The 24,132-nt window shown below is 71.6% G+C and carries 24 protein-coding genes; 13 read left to right on the plus strand and 11 right to left on the minus strand.

All coding sequences use genetic code 11. From position 1 onward, the window contains the following. On the minus strand, positions 1-804 hold the full coding sequence (locus ACH4LD_RS40735; RefSeq protein WP_398056169.1) for an enoyl-CoA hydratase-related protein: 804 nt from the start codon (positions 802-804) through the stop codon (positions 1-3). 372 nt (positions 805-1,176) lie between these two features. On the opposite strand from ACH4LD_RS40735, the gene ACH4LD_RS40740 reads away from it, so the two are divergent. Next, the gene (locus ACH4LD_RS40740; protein WP_018544333.1) at positions 1,177-1,344 is read left to right on the plus strand and encodes a DUF3117 domain-containing protein; all 168 of its coding nucleotides are present in this window, start codon (positions 1,177-1,179) and stop codon (positions 1,342-1,344) included. Between the two features lie 84 nt (positions 1,345-1,428). Here ACH4LD_RS40740 and ACH4LD_RS40745 read toward each other — a convergent pair whose 3' ends face one another. After that, positions 1,429-2,127: an O-methyltransferase gene (locus tag ACH4LD_RS40745; RefSeq protein WP_103817595.1), complete on the minus strand. Its 699-nt coding sequence runs from the start codon at positions 2,125-2,127 to the stop codon at positions 1,429-1,431. Between the two features lie 234 nt (positions 2,128-2,361). On the opposite strand from ACH4LD_RS40745, the gene sigE reads away from it, so the two are divergent. From sigE to ACH4LD_RS40770, 5 genes are all read left to right on the plus strand, one after another. Beyond that, positions 2,362-3,078, plus strand: a complete 717-nt coding sequence (sigE, locus tag ACH4LD_RS40750; RefSeq protein ID WP_078611813.1) for an RNA polymerase sigma factor SigE — start codon at positions 2,362-2,364, stop codon at positions 3,076-3,078. Then, complete coding sequence (locus ACH4LD_RS40755) at positions 3,075-4,130, plus strand: zf-HC2 domain-containing protein (protein ID WP_398056168.1); 1,056 nt, start codon at positions 3,075-3,077, stop codon at positions 4,128-4,130. The genes sigE and ACH4LD_RS40755 overlap by 4 nt, the downstream gene beginning before the upstream one ends. 132 nt (positions 4,131-4,262) lie before the next feature. After that, the gene (locus ACH4LD_RS40760; RefSeq protein ID WP_398056167.1) at positions 4,263-5,993 is read left to right on the plus strand and encodes a S1C family serine protease; all 1,731 of its coding nucleotides are present in this window, start codon (positions 4,263-4,265) and stop codon (positions 5,991-5,993) included. A gap of 84 nt (positions 5,994-6,077) precedes the next feature. Beyond that, the gene (locus tag ACH4LD_RS40765) at positions 6,078-6,536 is read left to right on the plus strand and encodes a sec-independent translocase (RefSeq protein ID WP_398056166.1); all 459 of its coding nucleotides are present in this window, start codon (positions 6,078-6,080) and stop codon (positions 6,534-6,536) included. A 251-nt stretch (positions 6,537-6,787) separates the two neighbouring features. Beyond that, on the plus strand, positions 6,788-7,453 hold the full coding sequence (locus tag ACH4LD_RS40770) for a hypothetical protein (protein WP_103817593.1): 666 nt from the start codon (positions 6,788-6,790) through the stop codon (positions 7,451-7,453). 45 nt (positions 7,454-7,498) lie between these two features. On the opposite strand, the gene ACH4LD_RS40775 is transcribed toward ACH4LD_RS40770, so the two are convergent. Continuing rightward, positions 7,499-10,114, minus strand: a complete 2,616-nt coding sequence (locus ACH4LD_RS40775; protein WP_398056165.1) for a DUF6185 family protein — start codon at positions 10,112-10,114, stop codon at positions 7,499-7,501. A 177-nt stretch (positions 10,115-10,291) separates the two neighbouring features. Between ACH4LD_RS40775 and ACH4LD_RS40780 the strand changes: the two genes are divergently transcribed. Continuing rightward, positions 10,292-10,693 (plus strand): hypothetical protein, encoded by a 402-nt coding sequence (locus ACH4LD_RS40780; protein WP_132792287.1) that lies wholly within the window; start codon positions 10,292-10,294, stop codon positions 10,691-10,693. A 355-nt stretch (positions 10,694-11,048) separates the two neighbouring features. Here the strand turns inward: ACH4LD_RS40780 and ACH4LD_RS40785 are convergent, their stop codons facing one another. From ACH4LD_RS40785 to ACH4LD_RS40795, 3 genes are read right to left on the minus strand one after another with little or no spacing between them, the layout of a single operon-like run. Next, on the minus strand, positions 11,049-12,182 hold the full coding sequence (locus ACH4LD_RS40785) for an Mrp/NBP35 family ATP-binding protein (protein ID WP_398056164.1): 1,134 nt from the start codon (positions 12,180-12,182) through the stop codon (positions 11,049-11,051). Positions 12,183-12,225: 43 nt separating this feature from the next. Further along, positions 12,226-12,840 carry a DUF1003 domain-containing protein gene (locus ACH4LD_RS40790; protein ID WP_388585508.1) on the minus strand — a complete coding sequence of 205 codons (615 nt, stop codon included), beginning with the start codon at positions 12,838-12,840 and terminating at the stop codon, positions 12,226-12,228. Next, the gene (locus tag ACH4LD_RS40795; RefSeq protein ID WP_014674817.1) at positions 12,830-14,119 is read right to left on the minus strand and encodes a magnesium transporter MgtE N-terminal domain-containing protein; all 1,290 of its coding nucleotides are present in this window, start codon (positions 14,117-14,119) and stop codon (positions 12,830-12,832) included. Before ACH4LD_RS40795 ends, ACH4LD_RS40790 begins: the two co-directional genes overlap by 11 nt. A 238-nt stretch (positions 14,120-14,357) precedes the next feature. Between ACH4LD_RS40795 and ACH4LD_RS40800 the strand changes: the two genes are divergently transcribed. Then, positions 14,358-15,092, plus strand: coding sequence for a hypothetical protein (locus ACH4LD_RS40800; protein WP_398056193.1), 735 nt, complete (start codon positions 14,358-14,360; stop codon positions 15,090-15,092). 43 nt (positions 15,093-15,135) lie between these two features. Here the strand turns inward: ACH4LD_RS40800 and ACH4LD_RS40805 are convergent, their stop codons facing one another. Both ACH4LD_RS40805 and ACH4LD_RS40810 read right to left on the minus strand, forming a co-directional pair. Beyond that, positions 15,136-15,651, minus strand: coding sequence for a hypothetical protein (locus ACH4LD_RS40805; protein ID WP_398056163.1), 516 nt, complete (start codon positions 15,649-15,651; stop codon positions 15,136-15,138). Positions 15,652-15,684: 33 nt separating this feature from the next. Further along, entirely contained in the window at positions 15,685-16,809 is a 1,125-nt protein-coding gene (locus ACH4LD_RS40810) for a magnesium and cobalt transport protein CorA (protein WP_398056162.1), read from the minus strand. Positions 16,810-17,267: 458 nt separating this feature from the next. On the opposite strand from ACH4LD_RS40810, the gene ACH4LD_RS40815 reads away from it, so the two are divergent. Then, positions 17,268-17,852, plus strand: a complete 585-nt coding sequence (locus tag ACH4LD_RS40815) for a suppressor of fused domain protein (RefSeq protein WP_398056161.1) — start codon at positions 17,268-17,270, stop codon at positions 17,850-17,852. Positions 17,853-17,903: 51 nt separating this feature from the next. Here the strand turns inward: ACH4LD_RS40815 and ACH4LD_RS40820 are convergent, their stop codons facing one another. Continuing rightward, complete coding sequence (locus ACH4LD_RS40820) at positions 17,904-19,127, minus strand: MFS transporter (RefSeq protein WP_398056160.1); 1,224 nt, start codon at positions 19,125-19,127, stop codon at positions 17,904-17,906. Positions 19,128-19,297: 170 nt separating this feature from the next. On the opposite strand from ACH4LD_RS40820, the gene ACH4LD_RS40825 reads away from it, so the two are divergent. The 3 genes from ACH4LD_RS40825 to ACH4LD_RS40835 all read left to right on the plus strand — a co-directional run bounded on the left by ACH4LD_RS40825 (position 19,298) and on the right by ACH4LD_RS40835 (position 21,716). After that, complete coding sequence (locus ACH4LD_RS40825) at positions 19,298-19,939, plus strand: DUF6758 family protein (protein WP_041665487.1); 642 nt, start codon at positions 19,298-19,300, stop codon at positions 19,937-19,939. Between the two features lie 193 nt (positions 19,940-20,132). Then, positions 20,133-20,990 (plus strand): PHP domain-containing protein, encoded by an 858-nt coding sequence (locus ACH4LD_RS40830; RefSeq protein WP_398056159.1) that lies wholly within the window; start codon positions 20,133-20,135, stop codon positions 20,988-20,990. 120 nt (positions 20,991-21,110) lie between these two features. Continuing rightward, the gene (locus ACH4LD_RS40835; RefSeq protein ID WP_014674825.1) at positions 21,111-21,716 is read left to right on the plus strand and encodes a MarC family protein; all 606 of its coding nucleotides are present in this window, start codon (positions 21,111-21,113) and stop codon (positions 21,714-21,716) included. 59 nt (positions 21,717-21,775) lie between these two features. Here ACH4LD_RS40835 and ACH4LD_RS40840 read toward each other — a convergent pair whose 3' ends face one another. Then, the gene (locus ACH4LD_RS40840) at positions 21,776-21,928 is read right to left on the minus strand and encodes a hypothetical protein (protein WP_014674826.1); all 153 of its coding nucleotides are present in this window, start codon (positions 21,926-21,928) and stop codon (positions 21,776-21,778) included. A 217-nt stretch (positions 21,929-22,145) separates the two neighbouring features. Here ACH4LD_RS40840 and ACH4LD_RS40845 point away from each other — a divergent pair, with 217 nt between their 5' ends. Then, positions 22,146-23,051: an NYN domain-containing protein gene (locus ACH4LD_RS40845; protein ID WP_398056192.1), complete on the plus strand. Its 906-nt coding sequence runs from the start codon at positions 22,146-22,148 to the stop codon at positions 23,049-23,051. Positions 23,052-23,060: 9 nt separating this feature from the next. Here ACH4LD_RS40845 and ACH4LD_RS40850 read toward each other — a convergent pair whose 3' ends face one another. Further along, entirely contained in the window at positions 23,061-23,945 is an 885-nt protein-coding gene (locus ACH4LD_RS40850; protein ID WP_398056158.1) for an alpha/beta fold hydrolase, read from the minus strand. Between the last annotated feature and the right edge of the window lie 187 nt (positions 23,946-24,132).

Consider the following 24,132-nt stretch of genomic DNA (forward strand, 5'->3'; position numbering starts at 1 on the left):
CTAGCGCCCCAGGTACTTCGGCTTCTCCTTGTTCACGAACGCCTGGACGGCGATGGCGTGATCCTCGGACTGCCCCGCCCGGGTCTGGAGCTCGTCCTCCTTCTCCAGCGTCTCGGCGAGGGAGTGCGTCAGCCCGAAGGCCACCGCCTCCTTGATCGCCGCGTACGCCACCGTCGGCCCCGAGGCCAGCGCCCGCGCCACCTTCTCGGCCTCCGCGCGCAGCTCGGCGGAGGGGACGAGCCGGTTGGCGATGCCCAGCTCCAGGGCGTCCTGCGCGCTGATGCTGCGCGGGAAGAGCAGCAGGTCGGCGGCGCGGCTCGGGCCGATCACCCGGGGCAGCGTCCAGGAGATCCCGGAGTCGGCGGTGAGGGCCACACCGGCGAACGACGTGTTGAAGGAGGCGCTGTCGGCCACCAGCCGGTAGTCGGCGGCGAGCGCGAAGCCGAACCCGGCCCCCGCCGCCACGCCGTTCACCGCCGCGACCACCGGCTTCGGCGCCCCCGCGAGCGCCCGCACGATCGGGTTGTAGTGCTCCCTGACCGTGGTCATCGTCTGCCCGGCCCCGGTCTCCCGGTCACTGGCCAGCAGCCCGATGTGCTCCTTGAGGTCCTGGCCCACGCAGAACGCCCGGTCCCCGGCGGCGGTCAGCAGGACCGCCCGTACGGCCGTGTCGCCGGCCGCCGATTCCGCCGCCTCCCGGAGGGCGACCTTGGTCGCGATGTTCAGCGCGTTCATCGCCTCGGGGCGGTTCAGCGTGATCGTCGCCAGTCCGTCGCTCACCTCGTAGAGCACGGTGTCGGCCATGGCGCATCCCCTCCGGTTCGCGGCTGGTGACGTACTGCTCAGTACGTCCATCTCTGAGGACAGCATGGCGGAGATCACCGCCCGAGGACCGGACCGGACGTGTGACCTGCGTCAAAGAAAACCGGAGCGGAAGCCGTCGGCGGATCTTCGTGCGGGGGCGCAGTATCGCAGCCACATCGCCGAATTGGGTGGTTTTGCTCGCGCGCGTTGCCCAAGCGATGCCGACTGATGTTGGTCATCGGGTCCTGCGATGCGGGATAATGGCTTGGAAGCAATGTGTTCGATGCCGGTGTCGCGTGTCCGTTCCGGATGGCGGGTGCCCCCCTGGGGCCGTCGGCAGACGATGAGCTGGTTTCAGGAAGGGGAACGAGCATGGCGGCCATGAAGCCGCGGACGGGTGATGGCCCGCTCGAGGTGACCAAGGAGGGGCGGGGCATCGTCATGCGCGTTCCGCTCGAAGGCGGCGGTCGACTCGTCGTCGAGCTGACCCCTGACGAGGCCGAGGCGCTCGGCGACGCCCTGAAGAAGGTCGTCGTCTGACGCCCCAGCGATCAGTCCTTCCGGCTGCCCCGGCATCGTACGCGGTGCCGGGGCAGCCGCGTTCCCGCACCCCTCAGCGCGGCTTCAGCGCTTGACGGCGCACAGCAGGCCGTCGCCCACCGGCAGCAGCGAGGGGACCAGTTCCTGGCTCTCCCGCACGGTGCGCAGCAGCTCGCGCAGCCGCAGCACCTCGGTCGGCTGCGGCCCGGAGTCGACCGTACGGCCATTGGCGAACACGCCCTCGAAGACCACCAGGCCGCCCGGCCGCAGCAGGCGCAACGATTCAGCGAGGTAGTCGGGGTACTCCAGGCGGTCCCCGTCGCAGAAGACGAGGTCGTAGCCGGCGTCCGCGAGACGCGGGAGCACGTCCAGCGCGCGGCCGGGGATGAACCGGGCCCGGTTGCTGGCGAAGCCGCAGACGCGGAAGGCCTGCCGGGCGAACTGCTGGTGCTCCGGCTCCGGGTCCACCGTGGTGAGCACCCCGTCCGGCCGCATCCCGTGCAGCAGATGGATGCCGGACACCCCGCAGCCCGTGCCGATCTCCGCGACCGCCTTCGCGTCCACGGAGGCGGCGAGCAGTCGCAGCGCGGCGCCCGTGCTGGGCGACACCGAGCGCAGCCCTGCCTCGCGGGCCCGGTCGCGGGCCCAGCGCAGCGCTTCGTCCTCGGCGACAAAGGCGTCGGCGAACGCCCAGCTCGTCTGCCGGTTGCCGGTAATGACCCTCTCCTGTCCCCGTGGTTGCCTGGGCGTGACTGTATCCGTTGGCGGCGGGAACCCGCAGATGGGACCGCGCGTTTAGAAGGATGAGCCGGTGACCGGGGACGCGACGGGGGGCGAGAGGTGGATCAGGACGCCGAGCAACTGCTGACGCAGACGCATGAGCTGTATCAGCGTGTATCAAATTCTCGTAAAACCGCTTATCCGGAGCTAACGGGCGAGGTGGCTATGGTAGGGGCTCCACTGGACACCACCAGAGCCGACAGGGGAGGTGCGGCTGCGCCCGGGGATCGGGGAGGAGTGCTGCGGCGCTTCCTCGGGTCGGCGGGCAGGCCGAAATCCGTGACCGACACCGCTGCCGACAGCCACGCCGCCGGTCTCGCCGCAGGCGAGACCCAGACCGCGACCTTCGCCACCGACGCGGACGGGCAGGCGTGGACTCCGCCCGCGTGGGAGGAGATCGTCAGCACGCACAGCGGTCGGGTCTACCGACTCGCCTACCGCCTGACGGGCAACCAGCACGACGCCGAGGACCTCACCCAGGAGGTCTTCGTCCGCGTCTTCCGTTCCCTGTCGACGTACTCGCCGGGCACCTTCGAGGGCTGGCTGCACCGCATCACCACGAACCTCTTCCTGGACATGGTCCGGCGCAAGCAGCGCATCCGCTTCGACGCCCTCGGCGAGGACGCGGCCGAGCGTCTGGCCAGCCGCGAGCCCACCCCGCAGCAGCTCTTCAACGACGCCCACTTCGACGCCGACGTCCAGCAGGCCCTCGACACCCTCGCGCCCGAGTTCCGCGCCGCCGTCGTCCTGTGCGACATCGAAGGACTGTCGTACGAGGAGATCGCCGCGACCCTCGGCGTGAAGCTCGGCACGGTCCGCTCCCGCATCCACCGCGGCCGGTCCCAGCTCCGCAAGGCGCTCGCGCACCGGTCCCCGGAGGCCCGCGCGGCCGAGCGGCGCTCCTTCCTGGCTCCCCGTGTCCCCGCTCTGGGGGGAGGGGGCGCGACCGCGTGAGTGGATCTCGGCCGAAACCTGTCGAGGAGGCGCGCCTCGCAGAGCAGCACCTGGGAGACCGGCTCTCCGCCCTCGTGGACGGAGAGCTCGGTCATGAGACGCGTGAGCGCGTCCTCGCGCACCTGGCGACCTGCGCCCGGTGCAAAGCGGAGGCGGACGCCCAGCGCGCGCTGAAGAACGTGTTCGCGGAGGCGGCCCCGCCCCCGCCCTCGGCGAGCTTCCTCGCCCGCCTCCAGGGGCTCTCCGGGGGAGGTGACCTGGACGGCGGCGGCACGCCGTCGCCCGGGGGCGGATTCCTCGGCGGCACCGCCGACGGCCCGTCCGGCGCGTCCGACGCCTCCGGGCCGTTCGGAGTGAGCCGCGGCGAGCGCCTCCCGTTCGGGTACGTCCCCGCCCGCACCCCCGGCCTCCTCCCGGCCCGCGCGGACCGCGTCGCCGCACCCGAGGACCGCGGCTTCCGCATCCATCCCGTCGGCCGCCCCGACGACGGCCGCTCCGCCTCGCGCGGACTGCGGTTCGCGTTCGCCGCCGCCGGCGCGGTGTCGCTGGCCGCGGTCGCCCTCGGCGGCGTCACCACCTCCCTCCCCGGCGACCTCACCACGGACGCCCGCGGCGGCACCGGCGCCGGCAGCAATGTGACCCCGGGCCGCTCGGCCGGCACCGGCGCGGGCGGAGGCGCGGCCACGCCGGACACCCAGCGCCGCCGCCCGGTGGGGCCGCTGCTCGCCCAGGGCGGTGCGCTGCCCGGACCGGCCCCGGCGGCGCCGACCACCCTGTCCGCCCCGCTGCTCCCCGGAGTGCCGTCCCCCGCCGCCGGGCAGGACCGGGCCGAGCCGGCGCGCGCCGTGACCGCGCCGGTGCTGGCCGGTGTGGCCGCCGTCTCCCCGCTGATACGCAAGCTCGACGAGACCGTCGCCCTGCCGCTCGCCGACTGGTCCACCACCCCCGGAGCCGCCGGCCCCGGCCTACTGTCCGCCCCCGTCCCCGACACCGCCCCCTCCGCCGTTCCGGCTTCCCCGGCCGCTCCCGCCGTGCCCCACCAGTCGCCCTGACCGGCCACTGCGCCCCGGCCCGCGAACCTGGTTGAATCCAGTGAGACCGCTCCCGCGGCGATGACCCGGGGGCGGTGGACAACGTTCCATGGCCGCGGCAGCGCGCGGTCGCGGCCCAGCCGTGGGGAGAGCATGAGCGAGGGGAACCGTGTCCCGCCGGTGGACGGACCGGAGGGGACGGCGGGCGTCACACCGGCCGACCGCACCGAGGCAGCCGAGTGCGCCGTACCGGAAGCCGCCGGGTCCGACGGCGACTTCGAGCTGGCCAAGCCGACGCGCCGGCCGGCCGACGCGGACGTCGGGCGGCCCAAGCCGCTGCACGACCCCGACCCGTACAGCACCCCGCCGTACGGCGAACCCGGCCCCTGGGCGCCCGCACCGCCGGTGCAGCATCCGGCGGCGACCCCGGCGCACGGGACGGCCGTATCCGCGCCGACGGCTCCGCCATCGGCCGTGCCCACGGCGCCCGCGCCCGCGGCCATGGCACACGCACCGGCACCCGTTCCCTCCGCGCCCGTGCCGCACGTACCCGGCCCCGCACCGGCCGCCGCCGCGCCGGTCGCTCATGGCTCGGCGTCCGCCGCCTCCGTCACTCCCGGGACTTCGCCCGGCCTCGCCGGCCCCGCCCCGCAGGTCACCGACCCGTGGAGCCAGTACGACCCCTGGGCCGCCGGCTCCGCCAAGGAGCAGGTGATGGCCCAGGGGCCGTTGCAGCAGACCGGTGAGGGCGTGCCGACGGAGCAGCAGCGCAAGAGGAGCGCGCGGCGCATCCTGCTCGCGTGGACCCTGGTCGTCGCCCTGTTCTCCGCGGGCGTCGGCGGAGCCGCCGGCGCCTACGTCCAGCGCGAGGGCTTCGGCGACGACGTGCGGCTGCCGCAGGCCGGGAGCGTGCCGGCCGGCCGGGCGCCGGACAGCGTGGCCGGGATCGCCGCTCGCGCCCTGCCCAGCGTGGTCACGCTGCACGTCCGAGGGGCCGACGCGGCGGGCACCGGCACCGGCTTCGTGCTCGACACCGAGGGGCACATCCTCACCAACAGCCACGTGGTCGAGCCCGCCGGGACGGGCGGCGAGATATCCGTGACCTTCAGCAGCGGCGACACTGTCAAGGCCAAGGTCGTCGGCCGGGACAGCGGCTACGACCTCGCCGTGGTCCAGGTGCACGGTGTCCACGGGCTCACCCCGCTGCCCCTCGGCAACTCGGACGACGTCAAGGTCGGCGACCCGGTCGTCGCCATCGGTGCCCCCTTCGACCTCGCCAACACGGTCACCTCCGGCATCATCAGCGCCAAGGAGCGGCCGATCACCGCGGGTGGGGAGAAGAGCGACGGCAGCGACGTGTCGTACGTCGACGCGCTCCAGACAGACGCCCCCATCAACCCGGGCAACTCCGGCGGCCCGCTGCTCGACTCCCGGGCCCAGGTCATCGGCATCAACTCCGCCATCCGCTCCGCCGGCGACGGCACCGAGACCGACGGCGGCCAGGCGGGGTCCATCGGCCTCGCCTTCGCCATACCCGTCAACCAGGCCAAGCGCGTCGCCGAGGAACTGATCAACGACGGCCGCGCCACACACGCTGTGATCGGCGTCACCCTCGACATGGGCTACACCGGTGACGGCGCCCGTATCGACGCCAAGAGCGCGAGCGGAGGCTCCGCCGTCACCCGGGGCGGCCCCGGCGAGCGGGCCGGGCTCCGGGCGGGCGACGTCATCACCGAGGTCGATGGCGAGCGGGTCCACACCGGTGACGAGCTGATCGTCAAGATCCGCGCCCACCGGCCGGGGGACCGGCTGCGGCTGACGGTCGAGCGGGACGGCATCGAGCGGGAGGTGTCACTCGTGCTGGGCGCGTCGGAGCAGAACTGACAGAAGTCTCACCTCGGGACGGTACCGGTCGGACAGGAACGCCGGGTACCGTTGAGCGACCGAGGACATCGCAAGGAGCGTCAGGTGTTCAATGACATAGGACCACTGGAGCTGGTGACGATCATCGTGCTCGCCGTGCTCGTCTTCGGTCCGGACAAGCTCCCGAAGGTCATCCAGGACGTGATGCGCACGATCCGGAAGATCCGCGAGTTCTCGGAGAGCGCCAAGCAGGACATCCGTAGCGAACTGGGTCCCGAGTTCAAGGACTTCGAGTTCGAGGATCTCAACCCCAAGACGTTCCTCCGCAAGCAGCTGGACAACGACGAACTGGGGCTCAAGGAGATCCGCAACGGCTTCGACCTGAAGAAGGAGATGGCGGAGGTCACGGACGCGGTCCACGGCCGCGACGGTTCGTCCTCCTCGTCCTCTTCCCCGTCGCCCTCGTCGTCCCCCTCGTCCTCCGGCGGGCGCGTCGACATGACCAAGAAGCCCGAGACGCCCGGGGGCGATGAGCGCCCGCCCTTCGACGCGGACGCCACGTAAGCGCGTCCACCGGCGCTCCACCTCGCCGACACGCGCACGCGTGCGTACGCCACGCACGTGACGCGTTTCATAACGCACGCCCGTCGTACACGGCCTGAACAGGCCGTTCGCGCGACCCACGCATCCAGCGCCTGCCCTGCTGCCTCCAGCGGTGTGGATATGCTGCCGAGTTGTTGTGCGGACCGGACGCGTACGCCCGAATGGGGGGCGGGCCACCCCGGTCCGACGAGAGCGAGGAGGCGTCCGGGCAGATGGAGACGACGAGTCGGGTGGGCGCGCAGGTGCCGGCCGCGGAGGGCGGACAGCAGCTCCCCTCCGCCCGGCGTACGGTCGACGGTTACCTGCGGGCGCCCTTCCCGTGGTACGGGCTCGACGAGGCGTTCACGGGGCCGCGTTGGCTGATGCAGGTCGGCACGGCCGCCGACGGCGCCGTCGAGCACGGTTCGATCGGGCACGGCGACGAGCCCTCGGTGCGGGGCGAGACCGGCTCCGCCGGTGAGCCCCGGGAGAAGTTCGCGGTCGTGGTCACCGTCGCCGCGCAGCCGTCCCGGCGCAGCGCCGACGGTACGGGGCTGCTGGAGGCCACATCGGTGTCCTCGGCGGCGTGGCTGGCCGGAGTGGGGCTGCTGTCGTTCACATGGCCCGGGCAGATGGACCACAGCCTGCGGGACGACTGGCTGGACCAGCAGACGGAGACGGCGTGGGCCCTGGCCGACGACCTGGAGGGCCCGGAGTGGTCCCGGCTCTCCCTGCCCGTCGACGGGGTGTCCGCCTCGTTCCACTACCGGGAGTCCGAGTACGGCTGGGTGCTCGCCGGCACCACGGAGGCGGGGGTCCACCTGGGCGCGTACGGGCGGGGGATGAGCGCGTACGGCCTCGGCTTCGCCGCGATCAAGGACATCGCCGCCTACGCCTGACGTGCCGGGCCCGGGGGTGGTCGCCGCCCGGGCCGTGCCGTCCGCTCAGTGGGTCAGGCTCTTGAAGATCGTCACGACGGCCACGAGCTGGGCCATGATCCAGGTGACCCCCACGGACAAGCCGCGCAGCTGGTGGATGGACAGCAGCAGGGCGAAACCGCTGGGCCAGTACTTCCGTTCCCTCCGGAACGTCGCCAGGTCCATCCAGATGCTGGTGAGGGTCAGGACGACGAGCAGGAGCGCGGCGTACAGGAGGAGCTGGCGAGGGTCCGTGTCCATGATGTGGATGAGCGCGGCGGCCAGCACCGCGGGGAATCCGTAGGCAGCGGTGAGGAGCCAGGCCCGCGCCTGGCTCCGGCGTCCGGGCAGCAGACGCCACAGCGCCCCCAGCGTGAAGCCGGCGATCGTCCACCCGAGCTGGTAGAGGATCAGGTCCGCCGCGAACTCCGGAAGGCCGATGGGGGAGTACAGGGCTTGCTGTCGCCCGTAGGGATCCTGTGCCTCGTAGTAGACGAGCAGCGCGGTGGCCGGCGTTCCGAACCAGAACGCCAGACGCGCCGCGCGGACCGCGTTGGACCACCAGTGTCCCTCCGGCCCCCAGGCCAGGGCGATGTCCAGCACCGAGATCTGCTCCGGCGGGTCGGCTCCTTCGTACGCGGTGACCACCCACTGGTGGAGTCCGCCCAGCTTCTCCTCCAGCTGCTCGCAGGTCACTCCGGCGGAGCGGCCCTGATCCAGCAAGTGCATCTGATGGTTCGCGGTCCGGTACTGGCGGGCCTTCTCCAGCAGTTCGCTCCGGTCCTGCTCGCCGGTCAGCCGCAGCCGGCAGAACTGCTCCCCCATCCGGCTCAGCACGGACCACCGACGCCCCAGGGCGAGAAGGGCGTACAGGGCGAGGATGTTCAGCCCGAGCCAGACGCCGTACAGCGCGCCGGCGCCCGCGAACCGCGCGGCCCGGACGCCGACGAAGAAGGCGAACAGGGAGAACGTCAGCAGCAGATCCGGCTTGCTCGGCCCCAGGGCGAACCGCTCGTGTCCGGGGCGGCCATGTGCCCGCGGCCCGCTGCGAAAGCGCAGCAGGGCCAGCAGGGCGATTCCGGTCAGCACCCAACTGTAGGCGAAGAGCCATCTCAGGTCGGTGTAGAAGAAGTTCGCGAACATGTGGCTCAGTGACGCGTCGTGAGCGGAAGGGTCCGGTTGCCCGACGAGCCAGTTGACGCGCTCCCACCGTCGTTCGCCCACCCACCAGGCGCATGCGAGGAGCGCCACGGCGACGGCGGCCAGCAGGCTTCCGACGACGGCCACGCACCGGGCCGGGTCATCGTCCCACCGGCTGGCCCAGCGCCCGGGGAACAATCCTCCTTCGCGCACGAAGCGCCAGGCCCAGGCGGCCATCGCGGCCAGCCACAACCACACGGTCACCAGCCCCAGCAGGACGAGCCCGATGCGGCCGAAGTCGGTCGTCGTCTTCGCTCCCAGGCCCGCGGGGAGCCCGAAGACATCGTGGGCCAGGATCACCAGCAGGCCGATGGCCGCCACCGCACACGTGGTCGCCATGACGGCGAGTGCCTGACGGCGCCGGATCTCCGCCGGCCGGGCCGGCTCGTCCGGGCCGGCGTCCGCCGAGGCCCGTGACACGCCCACGCTCCACGGGCGGGCGGCGAAGACAAGGGCCACACCCGCGGGGATGCACAGAAGGGCGTGCGACCGGGGGGAGAACCGGCCCTGCGGGACGAACAGGAGCAGTGCCAGAGCGACCCCCGCGCTGAGCCCGGCCCACTCCAGCAGCGTGCGCGTGAAGCTGACGTCCTGTCCGGCGTCGGTGTCCGAGGCGTCCGCCGTGGGCCGCTGGGGCCCCTCCCCCTCCGCTGGTCGCCGTGCCGCTCCGCCCCCGGTGGCTGCCTCGGCGGGCTCGGTACGGAGTGCGGCCACAGCGATCAGGACCGAGGCGCACACCCACCACGAGGCAATGCCCGCGGTGGCCCAGAGCGACTGGCCGAGCTTCACCGGCAACCAGCGCTGCCAGGGCGGATCGACCTCGACCTGCACCTCTTCGGGCAGCTTGTCCTTCCACACCAGGCGGTCCTCGGTGGACGACGAGGCGTGCTCCACGAGGTCGTTGAAACTGAGGCCGCCCAGGTCGACCTCGATCTGCTTCCACCGGATGGTCTGAAGCGTCGGCGGCCACAGGTAGATCATCCATGTCCTGCCCGTGGGGATGACCTCCCACGGACCCACGAGGACGGGATTTTCCGAGGTGATCCAGTCGTAGGCGACGTAGTGCACCATGACCGAGTCGTCGGTCGCGGTCACCACGGGGTCGTGGGGGCGCCATTCGCTCCGTTCCCCCGGGGCCTCGTCCCCGAGCAGCAGGCATCGCATCGCCTGGCGGTACTGCGGGGAGTTCTCACCGAACGTCAGATGCCTGGCGTGCGGCCACTGCCTGGGCACCCGTACCGTCATGTCGGAAGTGAGCCGGGGAATCGAGCGCTTGTGCTGCTCCAGCCGCAGGGTGGCGCTGACGGTGCTGCCCCTGAGGCCGTCCGACAGACAGTCAGTTCCGGCGTCCCGCTGCCGTGCCTGCGCCGTGTCGCACCCACCCACCCATGCCACCAGCACCAGGAGTGGCAGCAGCAGCCGCCACCACCGAGTCATCGCCATAGGGTCGACACCTCTCATGTCCCCGGCGAATGTAGACAAAGCGGTGTATATGTCATGCTCAGACACACGGCGGTTCGCTGACACGCACCTGCTTGGGCGTGCCAGGGGCATTTGCGAGGGCGGGTTCGGCGTCCGACAATGGAAGCCGGTGACCGTCAGTCGATTGACGGAGGACCCATGACCGACACCGAAACGGGCGTCCCGCGCAATCCGCTTCCCCGATTCGAGGAAGCCGAAGGACTGGGGCCCGAAGACGCCGAGTTCGTCGAGGATCTGGTGGCGGTGCTGGCCAAGCACGGGAATCTGGACCGGTTCGGCCTCTGCCTGTTGCACGACCACTTCCCGCTCCGCGCCGGCGAAGTGCTGGTGGAGACGAACGACCCGGTGGCCCGCACCCTGCACGCCCATGTCGAGAAGGCGGACAGCACGCGGCACGCCAAAGCGTCGCAGTGGCGGTTCGTGCCGCATGACGGCCGAGAGCCCGGCGCGGGGTCCGCGGGCGGCTCCTGTCAGGAGATCATGCTCTGCACCACGCTCGATCTCTGCCCCGGGCGCACGGACGACCGCGACGGCCGTTGAGCGCGCCGCTGCGACGCGGGGGTGCCACCCTGACCGCGCCGGTGGGGCGCAGGGAGACCGTCCTGTGCCCGCCCCTGCGACGCGGGGACGCCGTCCTGAGCGCGCCCCTGCGACGCGGGGACGCCGTCCTGAGCGCGCCCCTGCGACGTGGGGACGCCGTCCTGAGCGCGCCCCTGCGACGTGGGGACGCCGTCCTGAGCGCGCCGTTACGGCACAGGGGCGCCGTCCCGAGCGCTCCGGCTACGACGAAGGGGCGCCGTCCGTGAAGACGACGCCCCTTGGCCGCGGCAGACCTGGGAGCAGACCTACCGCGGCAGACCTGCCGTGGCAGACCTGGAGGCGGCCCTAGAACGACCTAGAACTTGTTCTTCGGCGTGATCCCCAGCGACAGCCCCGCCAGCCCCCGCTGCCGCCCACCGAGCTTCCCGGCGATCGCGCGCAGCGCGGAGCCCGCCGGGGAGTCCGGGTCGGTCAGGACGACCGGCTTGCCCTCGTCGCCGCCCTCGCGCAGGCGGACGTCGATCGGGATGCTTCCGAGGACGGGAACGGACGTGCCGGTGGCGCGGGTGAGGCCGTCGGCGACCAGCTGGCCGCCGCCCGTGCCGAAGACGTCGACCATCTCGCCGCAGTGCGGGCAGGGCAGGCCGGACATGTTCTCGACCACGCCGACGATCTTCTGGTGGGTCTGTACGGCGATGGAGCCGGCCCGCTCGGCCACCTCGGCCGCCGCCTGCTGCGGGGTCGTCACGACCAGGATCTCGGCGTTCGGGACGAGCTGCGCGACGGAGATCGCGATGTCACCGGTGCCGGGCGGGAGGTCCAGCAGCAGGACGTCCAGGTCGCCCCAGTAGACGTCCGCCAGGAACTGCTGGAGGGCGCGGTGCAGCATCGGGCCGCGCCAGACGACCGGGGCGTTGCCCGGGGTGAACATGCCGATGGAGATGACCTTCACGCCGTTCGCGGACGGCGGCATGATCATGTTCTCGACCTGGGTGGGCCGGCCGTCGGCGCCCAGCATGCGCGGCACGCTGTGGCCGTAGATGTCCGCGTCCACGACGCCGACCTTCAGGCCGTCGGCCGCCATCGACGCGGCCAGGTTCACCGTCACCGAGGACTTGCCGACGCCGCCCTTGCCGGACGCGACCGCGTAGACCCGGGTGAGGCTGCCCGGCTTGGCGAAGGGGACCTCGCGCTCGGCCTGGCCGCCGCGCAGGGCCGCCGCCAGTTCCTTGCGCTGCTCGTCGCTCATCACGTCCAGGGTGACGTCGACCCGCGTGACGCCCTCGACCCGGGAGACCGCCTCGGTGACGCGCTGCGTGATGGTGTCGCGCATCGGGCAGCCGGACACCGTCAGGTACACGGTGACCGCGACCGCTCCGTCCGCGCCGATCTCCACCGATTTGACCATCCCGAGTTCGGTGATCGGGCGGTTGATCTCGGGGTCGTTCACCGTCGCCAGTGCCTCGCGCACCGCGTCTTCCGTAGCCATAAGGTCGATGGTACGGCCCGCTGAGGGGCGTCCGGGATGCCCCTCAGCGGTCGTCTGTGTCACGTCCCGGCGGTCGTTCCGTCCGTTCCGCCGGGAATACGACGTGACCTGGGTGCCCGTCGTGGCGGCGGCGCTCCTCCAGCTCCTTGACCAGGTCCTGGAGCTCCGAGCGGATCCAGTCGCGGGTGGCCACCTCGCCCAGGCCCGTGCGCAGGGCGGCGACCTCCCGGGTCAGGTACTCGGTGTCGGCGATGGACCGCTCGTTCTGCTTGCGGTCCTGCTCCAGGTTGACCCGGTCGCGGTCGTCCTGCCTGTTCTGCGCGAGCAGGATCAGCGGGGCCGCGTAGGACGCCTGGAGGGACAGCATCAGGGTGAGGAAGATGAACGGGTACTCGTCGAAGCGCAGATGGCGGGGTGCGGCGACGTTCCACACCACCCACACGATGATGACGACCGTCATCCAGACGATGAAGCGCCCGGTGCCCAGGAACCGGGCGATCTTCTCCGACAGCCGGCCGAAGGCCTCCGGGTCCCACTCGGGCAGGATCCGGCGGCGTGGCGAGCGTGGCTGGTCCAGCCGGGTGGCCCGGGGCCGGCCGGCGGCCGTGGCGCCCGCCGGATGACGCTCGCGGGTCGCGGTCTCGCGCTCAGGAGCCATGCGTGGGCGCCTCCTCTCCCTGATCGAGGTGGAACTCGGTCTCCCGCCAGTCCTCGGGCAGCATGTGGTCCAGTACGTCGTCCACGGTCACCGCGCCGAGCAGCGACCCGGACTCGTCCACCACGGGCGCCGCCACCATGTCGTACGTCGCGAAGAACCCGGCGATGATCGGCAGGGACGCGTCCGGGGACAGCGGCTGCAGATCGTCGTCCACCAGCGAGCTGACCAGCGTGTACGGCGGGTCGCGCAGCAGCCGCTGGAAGTGGACGGTGCCCAGGTACTTGCCGGTGGGGGTCTCGTCGGGCGGGCGGCAGACGTAGACCTGGGCGGCGAGGGCGGGGGACAGGTCCGGGTTGCGGACCCGGGCGAGCGCGTCGGCGACGGTGGCGTCGGGCCGCAGCACGATCGGCTCCGTCGTCATCAGACCGCCGGCCGTGTGCTCCTCGTACGACATCAGGCGGCGCATGTCGGCCGCGTCGGCGGGCTGCATCAGGCTCAGCAGCCGCTCCTTGTCCGCCTCGGGCAGTTCGGCGAGCAGGTCGGCCGCGTCGTCCGGGTCCATCGCCTCCAGCACGTCCGCCGCGCGCTCCTCCTTCAGCTTGCCGAGGATCTCGATCTGGTCGTCCTCCGGCAGCTCCTCCAGCACGTCGGCGAGCCGGTCGTCGTCCAGGGCGGCGGCGACCTCGGCCCGCCGTTTCGGGGAGAGGTGGTGCAGGACGTTGGCGAGGTCGGCGGGGCGCAGCTGCTCGAAGGTGGCGAGCAGGCTCTCGGCGCCCTGTCCGTGCTCCTCCAGGGAGAACCCGGTGACGGCCGACCACTCGGCGGTCAGCGTCTCCCCCCTGGCCCGCCGGAAGGCGCCGCCCTTCCTGCCCTTGCGCAGGAAGACGCGGTCGACCTCCCAGTCCCGGCGGGCGGGCAGCTGCTGCACGGACACGTCGAGGACGGTGACCTCCTCGCCGGTCTCCACCAGCGTCACGCGCCGGTCCAGCAGCTCGCCGAAGACCAGCCGCTCGGTGGGCCGCTGCTCGAACCGGCGGACGTTGACCACGCCGGTGGTGATGACCTGGCCGGACTCGATGCCGGTGACCCGGGTCATGGGCAGGAAGATACGGCGCCGGGTGGACAGCTCGACGACCAGCCCGAGGACGCGCGGGGGCCGTCGGCCGACGCGCAGCATGACGACCAGGTCGCGGACACGACCCACCTGGTCGCCGGTCGGATCGAAGACGGGAACCCCGGCGAGGTGCGAGACGAAGATCCGGGGGGCGCCGGCTGCCATGGCTCTGCTTCCTTTGCCTGGGAGTCGCTGGGAATCTGCCTGGGAGTCGCTGAGGACTGCTGTGGGTGGAATTTGCTCGGATTTGCCCGCGCGGGTGCGCTTCAGGCTAGCCCGTACCGCTCGGATACGCCCTGGTGGGGGGTCCGGACGGACTGGCTCCGCCGGGCGGGCGGGGCACCGGTACGCTGCGGTACGCCGCTCAGGAACCGTCAGGAAGGCGATCCCACCTGTGACTGCGATGCCCCGGGCCTGTACCCGCCGGACCGCGCTGCTGACCGCGACCTGCGCACTGGCCGTGACGGGAGCGATGGCGTTGTCGGGGTGCGGCGGCGACGACCCGGACGCGGGTACCAACGGGGTGGGCAAGCTGCCCGCCGGCAGGATCCAGGCGAAGACGCGGGCGGCGGCACAGGCGGCGTCGGCCGTCCGGCTGGCCGGGACCGTGGTCACCAGCGGCCGTACGTACCGGCTGGACATGCGGCTCAAGGACGCCGGCGGGACCGGGTCCGTGACCTCGCAGGGGGCGACCTTCAAACTGCTGCGGATCGGCGAGGAGCTGTACCTCAAGGCCGACGCGGACTTCTGGAACCACGCCGACGGCAGCGACGGCGCCGCGGGCAAGCTGGACGGCAAGTACGTGAAGGTGCCGCAGGGGGATCCCTCGTACAAGAAGTTCAGCGGTTTCACGGACAAGGACGTCCTCCTCGACGGTCTCCTCACGCTGCACGGCACGCTGGCGACGGACGGCCACCACACCGACGGGGCGGGCACCCGCACGATCCGCATCACCGGCGACAAGGGCGCCGGCGGCACGCTGGACGTGTCCCTCCAGGGCACGCCCTATCCCCTGCGCCTGGTCCGCGCCGGCGACGCGGGGACGCTCCGCTTCTCCGACTGGGGCAAGAACTTCTCCGTCGAGGAACCGGCCAGGTCGGAGACGGTGGACTACGGCAGACAGCTGCCGACGTCGTAGGGGAGTGGTGGGGGCGTAGGTCGGTTGCCGGGAGGGCGGCCGGTCACTTGCCCTTCCGGCGTCGGAGCAACAGCTTCGGCAGGCCCGCCGGCACCGGTCTGCGGGTGGTCGCCGGTGTCGTGACCGGGCGCTGCGCCAGGTTTCCGTCCGGCAGCGGGGCCACCGACCCGGTCGGTGCCAGGCGGAGCACCCGGCACTCGCGGGCCCAGCGGGCCGGCATCCGCTCGCCGTCGGGGGCGTTCAGCCGCTTGCCCTTCAGCTCGGCGACGGCCGCCTCCCACTCCGGCGAGCCGGCCGCCAGCTCGGACACGGTCGCCGTGAACGTCACCAGCCGGCCGCCCTTGTCCTTGCTGCGCACGCTCACCTCGGCGGAGCCCCCGTCGGCCAGCCCCTCCAGCGGCTGCTCACCGGGACCGTCGCCGACCACGCACACCGCGCCCTCGTGCCACACGTGCCACAGCGCACGCGCGGCCGGGGCCCCGGCGCCCCTGACCCAGATCAGGCCGGACTTCTTCGCGGCCTCCTCGATGAGGGCCCGGTCGAGCAGCTCGCTTGTCATACGCCCCAGCCTAACCAGGCCGTACCGGCCCGCTCACAGCCAGCCGTTGCGCTTCAGCGTGCGGTGGATGCCCAGACACAGCGCGGCCGTGATGCCCATGATCACCGGGTAGCCGTACTTCCAGTGAAGCTCGGGCATGTACTGGAAGTTCATGCCGTACACCCCGCACACCATCGTCGGTACGGCGATGATGGCAGCCCAGGCGGTGATCTTGCGCATGTCCTCGTTCTGCGCGACGGAGGCCTGCGCGAGGTTGGCCTGGAGGATGGAGTTGAGCAGTTCGTCGAAGCCCAGCACCTGCTCCTGGACCCGGGCGAGGTGGTCGGCGACGTCCCGGAAGTACTTCTGGATGTCCGGGTCGATCAGCCGCATCGGCCGCTCGCTCAGCAGCTGCATCGGCCGCAGCAGCGGCGCCACCGCCCGCTTGAACTCCAGCACCTCGCGCTTGAGTTGGTAGATCCGCGCGGAGTCCACACCGCGCGAGACCCCGCCCCGGCGGCCGGGCGAGAAGACCTCGGTCTCCACCTCGTCGATGTCGTCCTGGACGGCGTCGGCGACCGCGATGTAGCCGTCCACGACATGGTCGGCGATGGCGTGCAGCACGGCCGAGGGGCCCTTGGCGAGCAGCTCCGGGTCGTCCTGGAGGCGGTGCCGCAAGGCGCGCAGCGAACCCTGGCCGCCGTGCCGGACGGTGATGAAGAAGTCCCGGCCGGTGAAGCACATCACCTCGCCGGTCTCCACGACCTCGCTGTTGGCGGTGAGCCGGTCGTGCTCGACGTAGTGGATGGTCTTGAAGACGGTGAACAACGAGTCGTCGTACCGCTCCAGCTTCGGCCGCTGGTGGGCCTGCACCGCGTCCTCGACGGCCAGCGGGTGCAGTCCGAACTCGCTCGCGATACCTGCGAATTCGCCCTCCGTCGGCTCGTGCAGCCCGATCCAGACGAAGCCGCCGTCGCGGCGCACCAGCCGCATGGCCTCCTGCGGGCTGAGCGCCCCCGTGCTCTGCACGCGGGCGCCGTCGCGGTAGACGGCGCAGTCGACGACGGCCGAGGGCGTGCCGGGGGCGCGCGTGGCGTCGTACGACGTGCTCGTGTCCTTGCGCAGCGAGACACGGGACGACGGGCGGACCACGGCGCGCAGGTCGCGGATCATCGACATGGGCAGGCTCCTTCGCGGGCGGGCAGCGAGGGCACGCGGCGACGGGTGGAACTACCCGGAATGGGGACGTCCTGAGTGCGTGTGTTCGGCACGTCCACAAAGCGGGGAGCACCGCACCGTCACGGTGGCGACTTCGCTGCTGACGCAGAACTGATTCAGGTCAGACAGATCAGGCAAAGCGAAACGAAGTGCTCTTCCGAACGACGGAGCGCAAAGGAAGGCGGCGGCCAGCCGGTAACTACATCAGCAGCCGGAAGAGCGAGTGGTACTGCACGGTCGACTTCGATCCATGACAGCCCCACCTCCTCCGGCCGGTCCCTCGTAAGGGAGTCCCATCGGCGTCGGGACCCGACGGCACGCTTCGGCGTGCTGGCCCCGAACCACCGGCTCAGAGTACCAGCCGCCCGTACTGTCAAGGCGCCGCTTTGCCCGCTGCTGACGAGTTCTATGCTCAGCGCATGGCTGATGTTCTTCCTCTGGTCGAGGCCCGGTTGACCACCGCGCTGGGCGAGCCGGACGCCCGTGCCGCGGTCACCTTCCTCGGTACGGACCGCATCGAGGTGCTCCGCTTCCAGGAGGGGGACGTCGTCCGGTACGCCACCCTCGGCATGTCCCAGCACCCCATGACGGACCCCTCGGCGATGCTCGCCGACCCGGTCAAGGGCCCCCGCGCCGAGCTGGTCCTGTCGGTCCGCGCGGGCCTCGCCGACACCGACAAGGTGCTCCGCCCGCTCGCTGTGCTGGCCGCGACTCCGCAGGTGGAGGGCCTGGTGGTGACCCCGGGCGCCTCGCTGGACGTGGGCGAGCCGCTGTGGCCCGGCGCCCCCTTCACCTCCGTGCTGGTGGGCGAGCCCGGCGGGCTGGTGGAGGACCTGGAGCTGGACGCCCCGATGGACCCGGTGCGGTTCCTGCCGCTGCTGCCGATGACCCCGAACGAGGCCGCCTGGAAGCGGGTGCACGGCGCCCAGGCCCTCCAGGAGCGCTGGCTCGGACACGGGACGGACCTGAGGGACCCCGCCCGCGGATCCGTCCCGCTGGACTGACACGGCACCGGCCGCGCGTGACCGATCTCACCAACACAAGGCCGGATCCGGTCAGTTGGCGAAGACGCCGACACCGTCCTCGGTGGCGTGTCCCGGCTCCAGCTCCTCGGCCTCGTGGGTGAGGGCCTTGCGCCGTACGACGACCACGAGCGCGCCCAGCACCGCCGTGACGGCCGCGACCACGAAGGGGACGTGGATGTCGGTCCACTCCTCGATCTTGGGTGCGAAGTAGGGCGCCGCGGCTGCGGCGAACCAGCGGACGAAGTTGTAGCCCGCGCTCGCTACCGGGCGCGGGGCGTCCGACACGCCGAGGGCCAGCTCGGTGTACACGGTGTTGTTCACGCCGATGAAGGCACCGGACAGGATCGTGCAGACGACGGCCGCGGTGTGGTTGCCGTAGCCGAGCACGAGCACGTCCGCCGCGAGCAGCACCAGCGAGCCGCCGAGCACCCTCAGCGAGCCGAACCGGGCCTGCATGCGAGGGGCGACGATCACCGAGAAGACGGCGAGCAGCACACCCCAGGCGAAGAAGACCGCGCCCGAGCGGTACGGCGTCATGTTCAGCACGAACGGCGTGAAGGCCAGCACGGTGAAGAACGTGTAGTTGTAGAAGAACGCCGAGACCGCCGCCGAGGCCAGGCCGCCGTGGCCGAGCGCCTTGAGCGGGTCCAGGACCGAGGTCTTCCGCGCCGGCTTCGGCTGCTCCTTCAGGAACGCCGTGATGCACAGGAACCCGATCGCCATCAGCGTGGCCGTGCCGAAGAAGGGATAGCGCCAGCTCACGTTGCCGAGGACCGCGCCGAGCAGCGGGCCGCAGGCCATGCCGAGGCCGAGCGCGGACTCGTAGAGCAGGATCGCCGCCGCGCTGCCGCCGGCCGCCGCTCCGACGATCACCGCGAGGGCGGTGGAGACGAAGAGCGCGTTGCCGAGCCCCCAGCCCGCCCGGAACCCGACGAGCTGGCCGACCGAGCCGGAGGTGCCGGCCAGGCCCGCGAAGACGACCACGAAGGCGAGACCGAGCAGCAGGGTCCTGCGGCCGCCGATGCGGCTGGAGACGAAGCCGGTCAGCAGCATCGCGACGGCGGTGATCAGGAAGTACGAGGTGAAGAGCAGGGACACCTGACTGGGGGTGGCGTGCAGGCCCTGCGCGATCGACGGCAGGATCGGGTCGACGAGGCCGATGCCCATGAAGGCGACGACGGAGGCGCCGGCCGTGGCCCAGACCGCCTTGGGCTGTCGCAGGAGGCCGCCGGCTCCCGCGTCGAAGGGGTCCATGTGCTTCTCCCATCCTCACGTAGATAGTTGGGTTATGCACATAGTAAGTTAGCCCCGCTAATTAATGCAAGATGCATCTATCGCTCTGGACGGGGCATCGGGGCGGCTCTTCGGTCCGGACGGGTGATCGTCCTTGACGTGGGCGGGCAGGGGTAGGACCGTGGAGCCCTATGAGGGGCGAACCCAGTTGCCCGAGGTGTGGTGGCCGGGTCAGGGCTCCCGGACTCTTCGCCGATGCGTGGCAGTGCGACGTGCACGGCACGGTGTATCCGCTGCAGCCCGTGATCCCGCCCAGCGTCGAGGCGCTCAACGTCGTGGTCCACCGCACGCAGGTGCCGGTGTGGATGCCGTGGCCGCTGCCGGTCGGCTGGCTGTTCACGGGTGTGGCGTACGCCGGTGACGACCGCAGCGGCGGCCGGGCGACCGCGGTGGCCTGCTCCGGCCCCGGACCGCTCGGCGGGCCCGGCGAGCTGATCCTGATCGCCGAGGAGCTGGGCGTCGGCCTCGGCGCGCACTACGCCGGCATCGACGGCCCGGACCCGGGGTCGTATATGAACGTGGAGAAGCCGCCGGAGGCCAAGGTGCTCGCCGCGGGCCGCCCCACCCCGCTCTGGCACGTCTACCGCACCCCGGACGACCGTGCCGTCTTCGCCGGTGAGGCGCTCGGGATGTGGCTGTGGGCGGTGATGTGGCCCGAGCAGTCCGGTCTGCTGATGTACGACGAGCTGGTGCTGACCGACCTGCGGGAGGCGGGGGCGGAGCTGGATCTGGTGCCCTGCGGAGCGTTGTCGCCGCGCTTGCTTCGGCCGTAGCGCCCATGGGGGTGCCGGGTTCTGTGCGTTCGCGGCTGCGGGAGAGTGGTGGTTGCTCGCGCCGTTCCCCGCGCCCGCCCCTTCCGGGGCGCTGAAGTAAAGGGCGCTCACCGGTTGCGGGTGTGACAGTGGGGGGTGGAAACACCGCTATCCTTAGGTGTCCCCTTGCCTCCGTCCGTGTCCTGGAGTTGTCGTGCGTATTGATCTGCACTGTCACTCCACGGCGTCCGACGGTACGGACAGCCCGGCCGAGCTGGTGCGGAACGCTGCCGCCGCCGGCCTGGACGTCGTCGCGCTGACCGATCACGACACCACGCGGGGGTACGACGAGGCGATCGGCGCGCTGCCCGAGGGGCTGACCCTGGTCACCGGGGCCGAGCTGTCCTGCCGGGTCGACGGGGTCTCGATGCACCTGCTGGCCTATCTGTTCGACCCCGAGGAGCCCGCTCTGCTCGCCGAGCGCGAGCTGGTCCGGGACGACCGGGTGCCGCGGGCCAAGGGGATGGTCGCCAAGCTGAACGAGCTGGGCGTACCGGTCACCTGGGAGCAGGTCGAGCGGATCGCCGCCGGAGGGTCGGTGGGGCGCCCGCATGTCGCCTCGGCGCTGGTCGAGCTGGGCGTCGTACCCACGGTGAGCGACGCGTTCACCGAGGAGTGGCTGGCCGACGGCGGGCGGGCCTTCGTGGAGAAGCACGAGACCGACCCCTTCGAGGCGATCCGGCTGGTCAAGGCCGCGGGCGGGGTCTGCGTGTTCGCGCACCCGGCCGCCGCCAAGCGCGGCCGCACCGTGCCCGAGTTCCGGATCGCGGAGATGGCCGAGGCCGGTCTGGACGGCGTCGAGGTCGACCACATGGACCACGACGCCGATGCCCGGGACCGTTTGCGGGGCCTGGCGAAGGAGCTGGGGCTGCTGGTCACGGGCTCCTCGGACTACCACGGCAGCCGCAAGACCGTGGCGCTGGGTGCCTTCACGACCGACCCCGAGGTGTACGGGGAGATCACCCGGCGGGCGACGGGCGCGTTCCCGGTGCCGGGGACCGGCGGAGCCTGAGGCCCCCCGGGGGCCGACCCGCCGTACCGCTTCACACCCGCGGTCCGTAGTGCCTCATGCCCGCGGTCCGGACCGCCTCACGCCCAGAGTTCCTCTTCCCGCAAGGCCTGTACTTCCCCCATGTTCGACATCGCCGTCTTCGGCTCTCTGTTCCTGACCCTCTTCGTCATCATGGATCCCCCCGGGATCACCCCGATCTTCCTCGCCCTGACCGCCGGGCGGCCGGCCAAGGTGCAGCGGCGGATGGCCTTCCAGGCCGTCTGCGTGGCGGGCGGGGTCATCGCCGTCTTCGGCGTCCTGGGCCACCAGATACTGAACTACCTGCATGTGTCCGTGCCCGCCCTGATGATCGCGGGCGGGCTGCTGCTCCTGCTGATCGCGCTGGATCTGCTGACGGGCAAGACCGACGAGCCGAAGCAGACCAAGGACGTGAACGTGGCGCTCGTGCCGCTGGGCATGCCGCTGCTGGCGGGGCCCGGTGCGATCGTGTCCGTGATCCTGGCCGTGCAGAAGGCCGACAGCGTGTCCACGCAGCTCTCGGTGTGGTCCGCGATCCTCGCGATCCACGTGGTGCTGTGGCTGGTGATGCGCTACTCGCTGCTGATCATCCGGGTCATCAAGGACGGCGGTGTCGTCCTGGTGACGCGGCTCGCGGGCATGATGCTCTCCGCGATCGCCGTGCAGCAGATCATCAACGGGGTCACTCAGGTGATCCGGGGGAGCTGAGCCGTCGGCGGCTCGGCTCCCCCGGAAAGCTTGAGTGGCGGGGTGATCCCGAGTGCGGGTTACGAGGCCGGGGTCTCGGCCGGGCGGATCCACAGGCGCTGCCCGATGGCGGCGGCCTGCTGAACGATCCGGTTGACGGAGGCGGCGTCCACGACGGTGCTGTCCACGGCGGTGCCGTCGACCTCGTCGAGTCGCATGATTTCGAAGCGCATGGCTTCTCCCTTCGTCTGGTCATCCTCCTGCGGAGAACTACTTGGTGTGACCTCTGGTGTATCCAGCGTCGTACGTAGTCAACGCGCCGCTTGTTACGAACATTCCCTACGCTAAAGAAATTTTTCGAACAACTAATTACCGACCGGTAAGTGACATGTCCTGGGCTGGGCAGGACCGACCGGGACCGGTTGTGTTCGCACTGTGACGACCAGGACAATGGAGGTGATGAACGACGACCTGGCCGCCCTCGGCGCCCGTATCGACCGCACGAACGAGCTGCTGGAACGCATGCTCGCCGAGGTGGCCAAGACACCCTCGACCCATGCGATCTTCGTCGACGCGGGCTACCTGTACGCGGCCGTCGGCCGACTCGTCGCCGGGACCGAGGACCGCCGCGCCTTCGACCTGGACGCCGAGGGCCTGATCGACGCCCTCATCGACAAGGCGCGCACCATCTTCGCGGACAGCCGGCTGCTGCGCGTCTACTGGTACGACGGCGCCCGGCGCCGCATCCACACCGCCGAGCAGCAGGTCATCGCCGAACTGCCCGACGTCAAGGTCCGCCTCGGCAACCTCAACGCCAACAACCAGCAGAAGGGCGTCGACTCGCTGATCCGGACCGACCTGGAGTCACTGGCCCGGCACCGCGCGATCAGCGACGCGGCCCTCCTCGGCGGCGACGAGGACCTGGTCTCGGCGGTCGAGGCGGCCCAGGGCTACGGCGCCCGCGTCCACCTCTGGGGCATCGAGGCGCCCGAAGGCCGCAACCAGGCCGAGCCGTTGCTCTGGGAGGTCGACAGCCAGCGCACCTTCGACCTGGAGTTCTTCAAGCCGTACGTCTCCCGGCGCACGGCCGCCGCGTTCGAGACCACCGGCGGAGCCCGCCCCAGCCGCGAGGACGTGCGCTTCGTCGGCGCCCAGATCGCGGCGCGGTGGCTCGCCTCCCGGGGCCGCGAAGCGATGGTCGAGCTGTTCCCCGGCCACCCCTATCTGCCCGGCTCCGTCGACCAGGACCTGCTGGTCGAGGCCGAGGAACTGCTCCAGTACTCCCTGCGCGGCCAGGCGGACCTGCGACGGGCGCTCAGGGACGGGTTCTGGGAACATCTGCAGTCGCAGTACTAGGCGTTCGCCCTACCGCCGGGTGCCCGGGGCGTCGTCCCAGAAGTCGGCGAGCGCGCGGGCCGTCTCCAGCGGGCGGTCGGTGTTGGGGGAGTGCTCGGCGCCCTCGACGACCGTGCGGCGCGCCGTCAGCCGCACCGCCATGTCGTCGAGCAGCGGCAGCGGCCAGGTGTCGTCCCGCGCCCCCGACAGCACGTGGAACGGCAGCGGTACGGTCGCCAGTTCGGCGACGCGGTCCGGCTCGGTGCACAACTGGCGGCCCGTGGCGAGCAGTTGCGCGGGCTTGGTGCCCAGCCAGCGGCGCCGCAGGTCGTCCCGGTCGTCCAGGCCCGCGTCGAGCGCCGGCGTCTCCGTCTCCTCCGGCGGCTCCATCGCCTGGATCGTCTCCCAGACCTCCGCCATGCTCAGCACCGCGAGCGCGTCCCGGAGCAGCTTCACACGCTCCTGCTGGGGCGTCGAGATCTGCGCCGGCCCCGAGGCCATCAGGGTGAACGACAGGAAGGGCGTGTGGTCCAGCAGTACGGCCGCGCGCGCGACCTGGCCGCCGAGGGAGTGCCCCAGCAGATGCACCGGGCCGCCGATCGCCTCCACCTGCGCGAGCACGTCCCGCGCCAACTCCTCCTGCGCGTAGGCGGACTCGTCCGTCACCGGTCCGTCCGACTCGAACTGGCCCCGCCCGTCCACGGCGACGGTCCGGTATCCGCGCTGGGCGAGCGGGACGTGCAGGGGATTGAAGTCCTCCTTGCTGCCGGTGAACCCCGGCAGCAGCAGCGCGACACCCTTCGGCTCGACACCGACGGCCACGGGCGCGTCGACCACGGCGAATTCACCGCGCGCCGTCCGAAGGGCGTACGCACGGGCGCCCGGGGGCGGGACGAAGGTGGGGGGCCGGCTCATGGGGAGAGGTTATCGGGAGTGGCGGGGTCGGCTGATCGGGAGGGGGCGGGATCGGCTGATGGGGAGTGGGCGGGTGAGGGGGGTGGACGGTGGCGCGGGGACGGAGTCGGAGCGCGGGCTGGGATGGTGGCGCGGGGACGGGGTCGTGGCGCGGGGTGGGATGGTGGCCCGGAGACGGGGTCATGGC

The organism is Streptomyces sp. NPDC017676 (assembly GCF_044329325.1).
Lineage (GTDB): Bacteria > Actinomycetota > Actinomycetes > Streptomycetales > Streptomycetaceae > Streptomyces.

What these genes read in the sequence shown, in the direction of transcription:
- ACH4LD_RS40735 (WP_398056169.1), bottom strand. Translation starts at nt 804, where the DNA reads ATGGCCGACACCGTGCTCTACGAGGTGAGCGACGGACTGGCGACGATC.
- ACH4LD_RS40740 (WP_018544333.1), top strand. Translation starts at nt 1,177, where the DNA reads ATGGCGGCCATGAAGCCGCGGACGGGTGATGGCCCGCTCGAGGTGACC.
- ACH4LD_RS40760 (WP_398056167.1), top strand. Translation starts at nt 4,263, where the DNA reads ATGAGCGAGGGGAACCGTGTCCCGCCGGTGGACGGACCGGAGGGGACG.
- ACH4LD_RS40770 (WP_103817593.1), top strand. Translation starts at nt 6,788, where the DNA reads ATGGAGACGACGAGTCGGGTGGGCGCGCAGGTGCCGGCCGCGGAGGGC.
- ACH4LD_RS40775 (WP_398056165.1), bottom strand. Translation starts at nt 10,114, where the DNA reads ATGGCGATGACTCGGTGGTGGCGGCTGCTGCTGCCACTCCTGGTGCTG.
- ACH4LD_RS40780 (WP_132792287.1), top strand. Translation starts at nt 10,292, where the DNA reads ATGACCGACACCGAAACGGGCGTCCCGCGCAATCCGCTTCCCCGATTC.
- ACH4LD_RS40785 (WP_398056164.1), bottom strand. Translation starts at nt 12,182, where the DNA reads ATGGCTACGGAAGACGCGGTGCGCGAGGCACTGGCGACGGTGAACGAC.
- ACH4LD_RS40790 (WP_388585508.1), bottom strand. Translation starts at nt 12,840, where the DNA reads ATGGCTCCTGAGCGCGAGACCGCGACCCGCGAGCGTCATCCGGCGGGC.
- ACH4LD_RS40795 (WP_014674817.1), bottom strand. Translation starts at nt 14,119, where the DNA reads ATGGCAGCCGGCGCCCCCCGGATCTTCGTCTCGCACCTCGCCGGGGTT.
- ACH4LD_RS40800 (WP_398056193.1), top strand. Translation starts at nt 14,358, where the DNA reads ATGCCCCGGGCCTGTACCCGCCGGACCGCGCTGCTGACCGCGACCTGC.
- ACH4LD_RS40805 (WP_398056163.1), bottom strand. Translation starts at nt 15,651, where the DNA reads ATGACAAGCGAGCTGCTCGACCGGGCCCTCATCGAGGAGGCCGCGAAG.
- ACH4LD_RS40810 (WP_398056162.1), bottom strand. Translation starts at nt 16,809, where the DNA reads ATGTCGATGATCCGCGACCTGCGCGCCGTGGTCCGCCCGTCGTCCCGT.
- ACH4LD_RS40815 (WP_398056161.1), top strand. Translation starts at nt 17,268, where the DNA reads ATGGCTGATGTTCTTCCTCTGGTCGAGGCCCGGTTGACCACCGCGCTG.
- ACH4LD_RS40820 (WP_398056160.1), bottom strand. Translation starts at nt 19,127, where the DNA reads ATGGACCCCTTCGACGCGGGAGCCGGCGGCCTCCTGCGACAGCCCAAG.
- ACH4LD_RS40825 (WP_041665487.1), top strand. Translation starts at nt 19,298, where the DNA reads ATGAGGGGCGAACCCAGTTGCCCGAGGTGTGGTGGCCGGGTCAGGGCT.
- ACH4LD_RS40835 (WP_014674825.1), top strand. Translation starts at nt 21,111, where the DNA reads ATGTTCGACATCGCCGTCTTCGGCTCTCTGTTCCTGACCCTCTTCGTC.
- ACH4LD_RS40840 (WP_014674826.1), bottom strand. Translation starts at nt 21,928, where the DNA reads ATGCGCTTCGAAATCATGCGACTCGACGAGGTCGACGGCACCGCCGTG.
- ACH4LD_RS40845 (WP_398056192.1), top strand. Translation starts at nt 22,146, where the DNA reads ATGGAGGTGATGAACGACGACCTGGCCGCCCTCGGCGCCCGTATCGAC.
- ACH4LD_RS40850 (WP_398056158.1), bottom strand. Translation starts at nt 23,945, where the DNA reads ATGAGCCGGCCCCCCACCTTCGTCCCGCCCCCGGGCGCCCGTGCGTAC.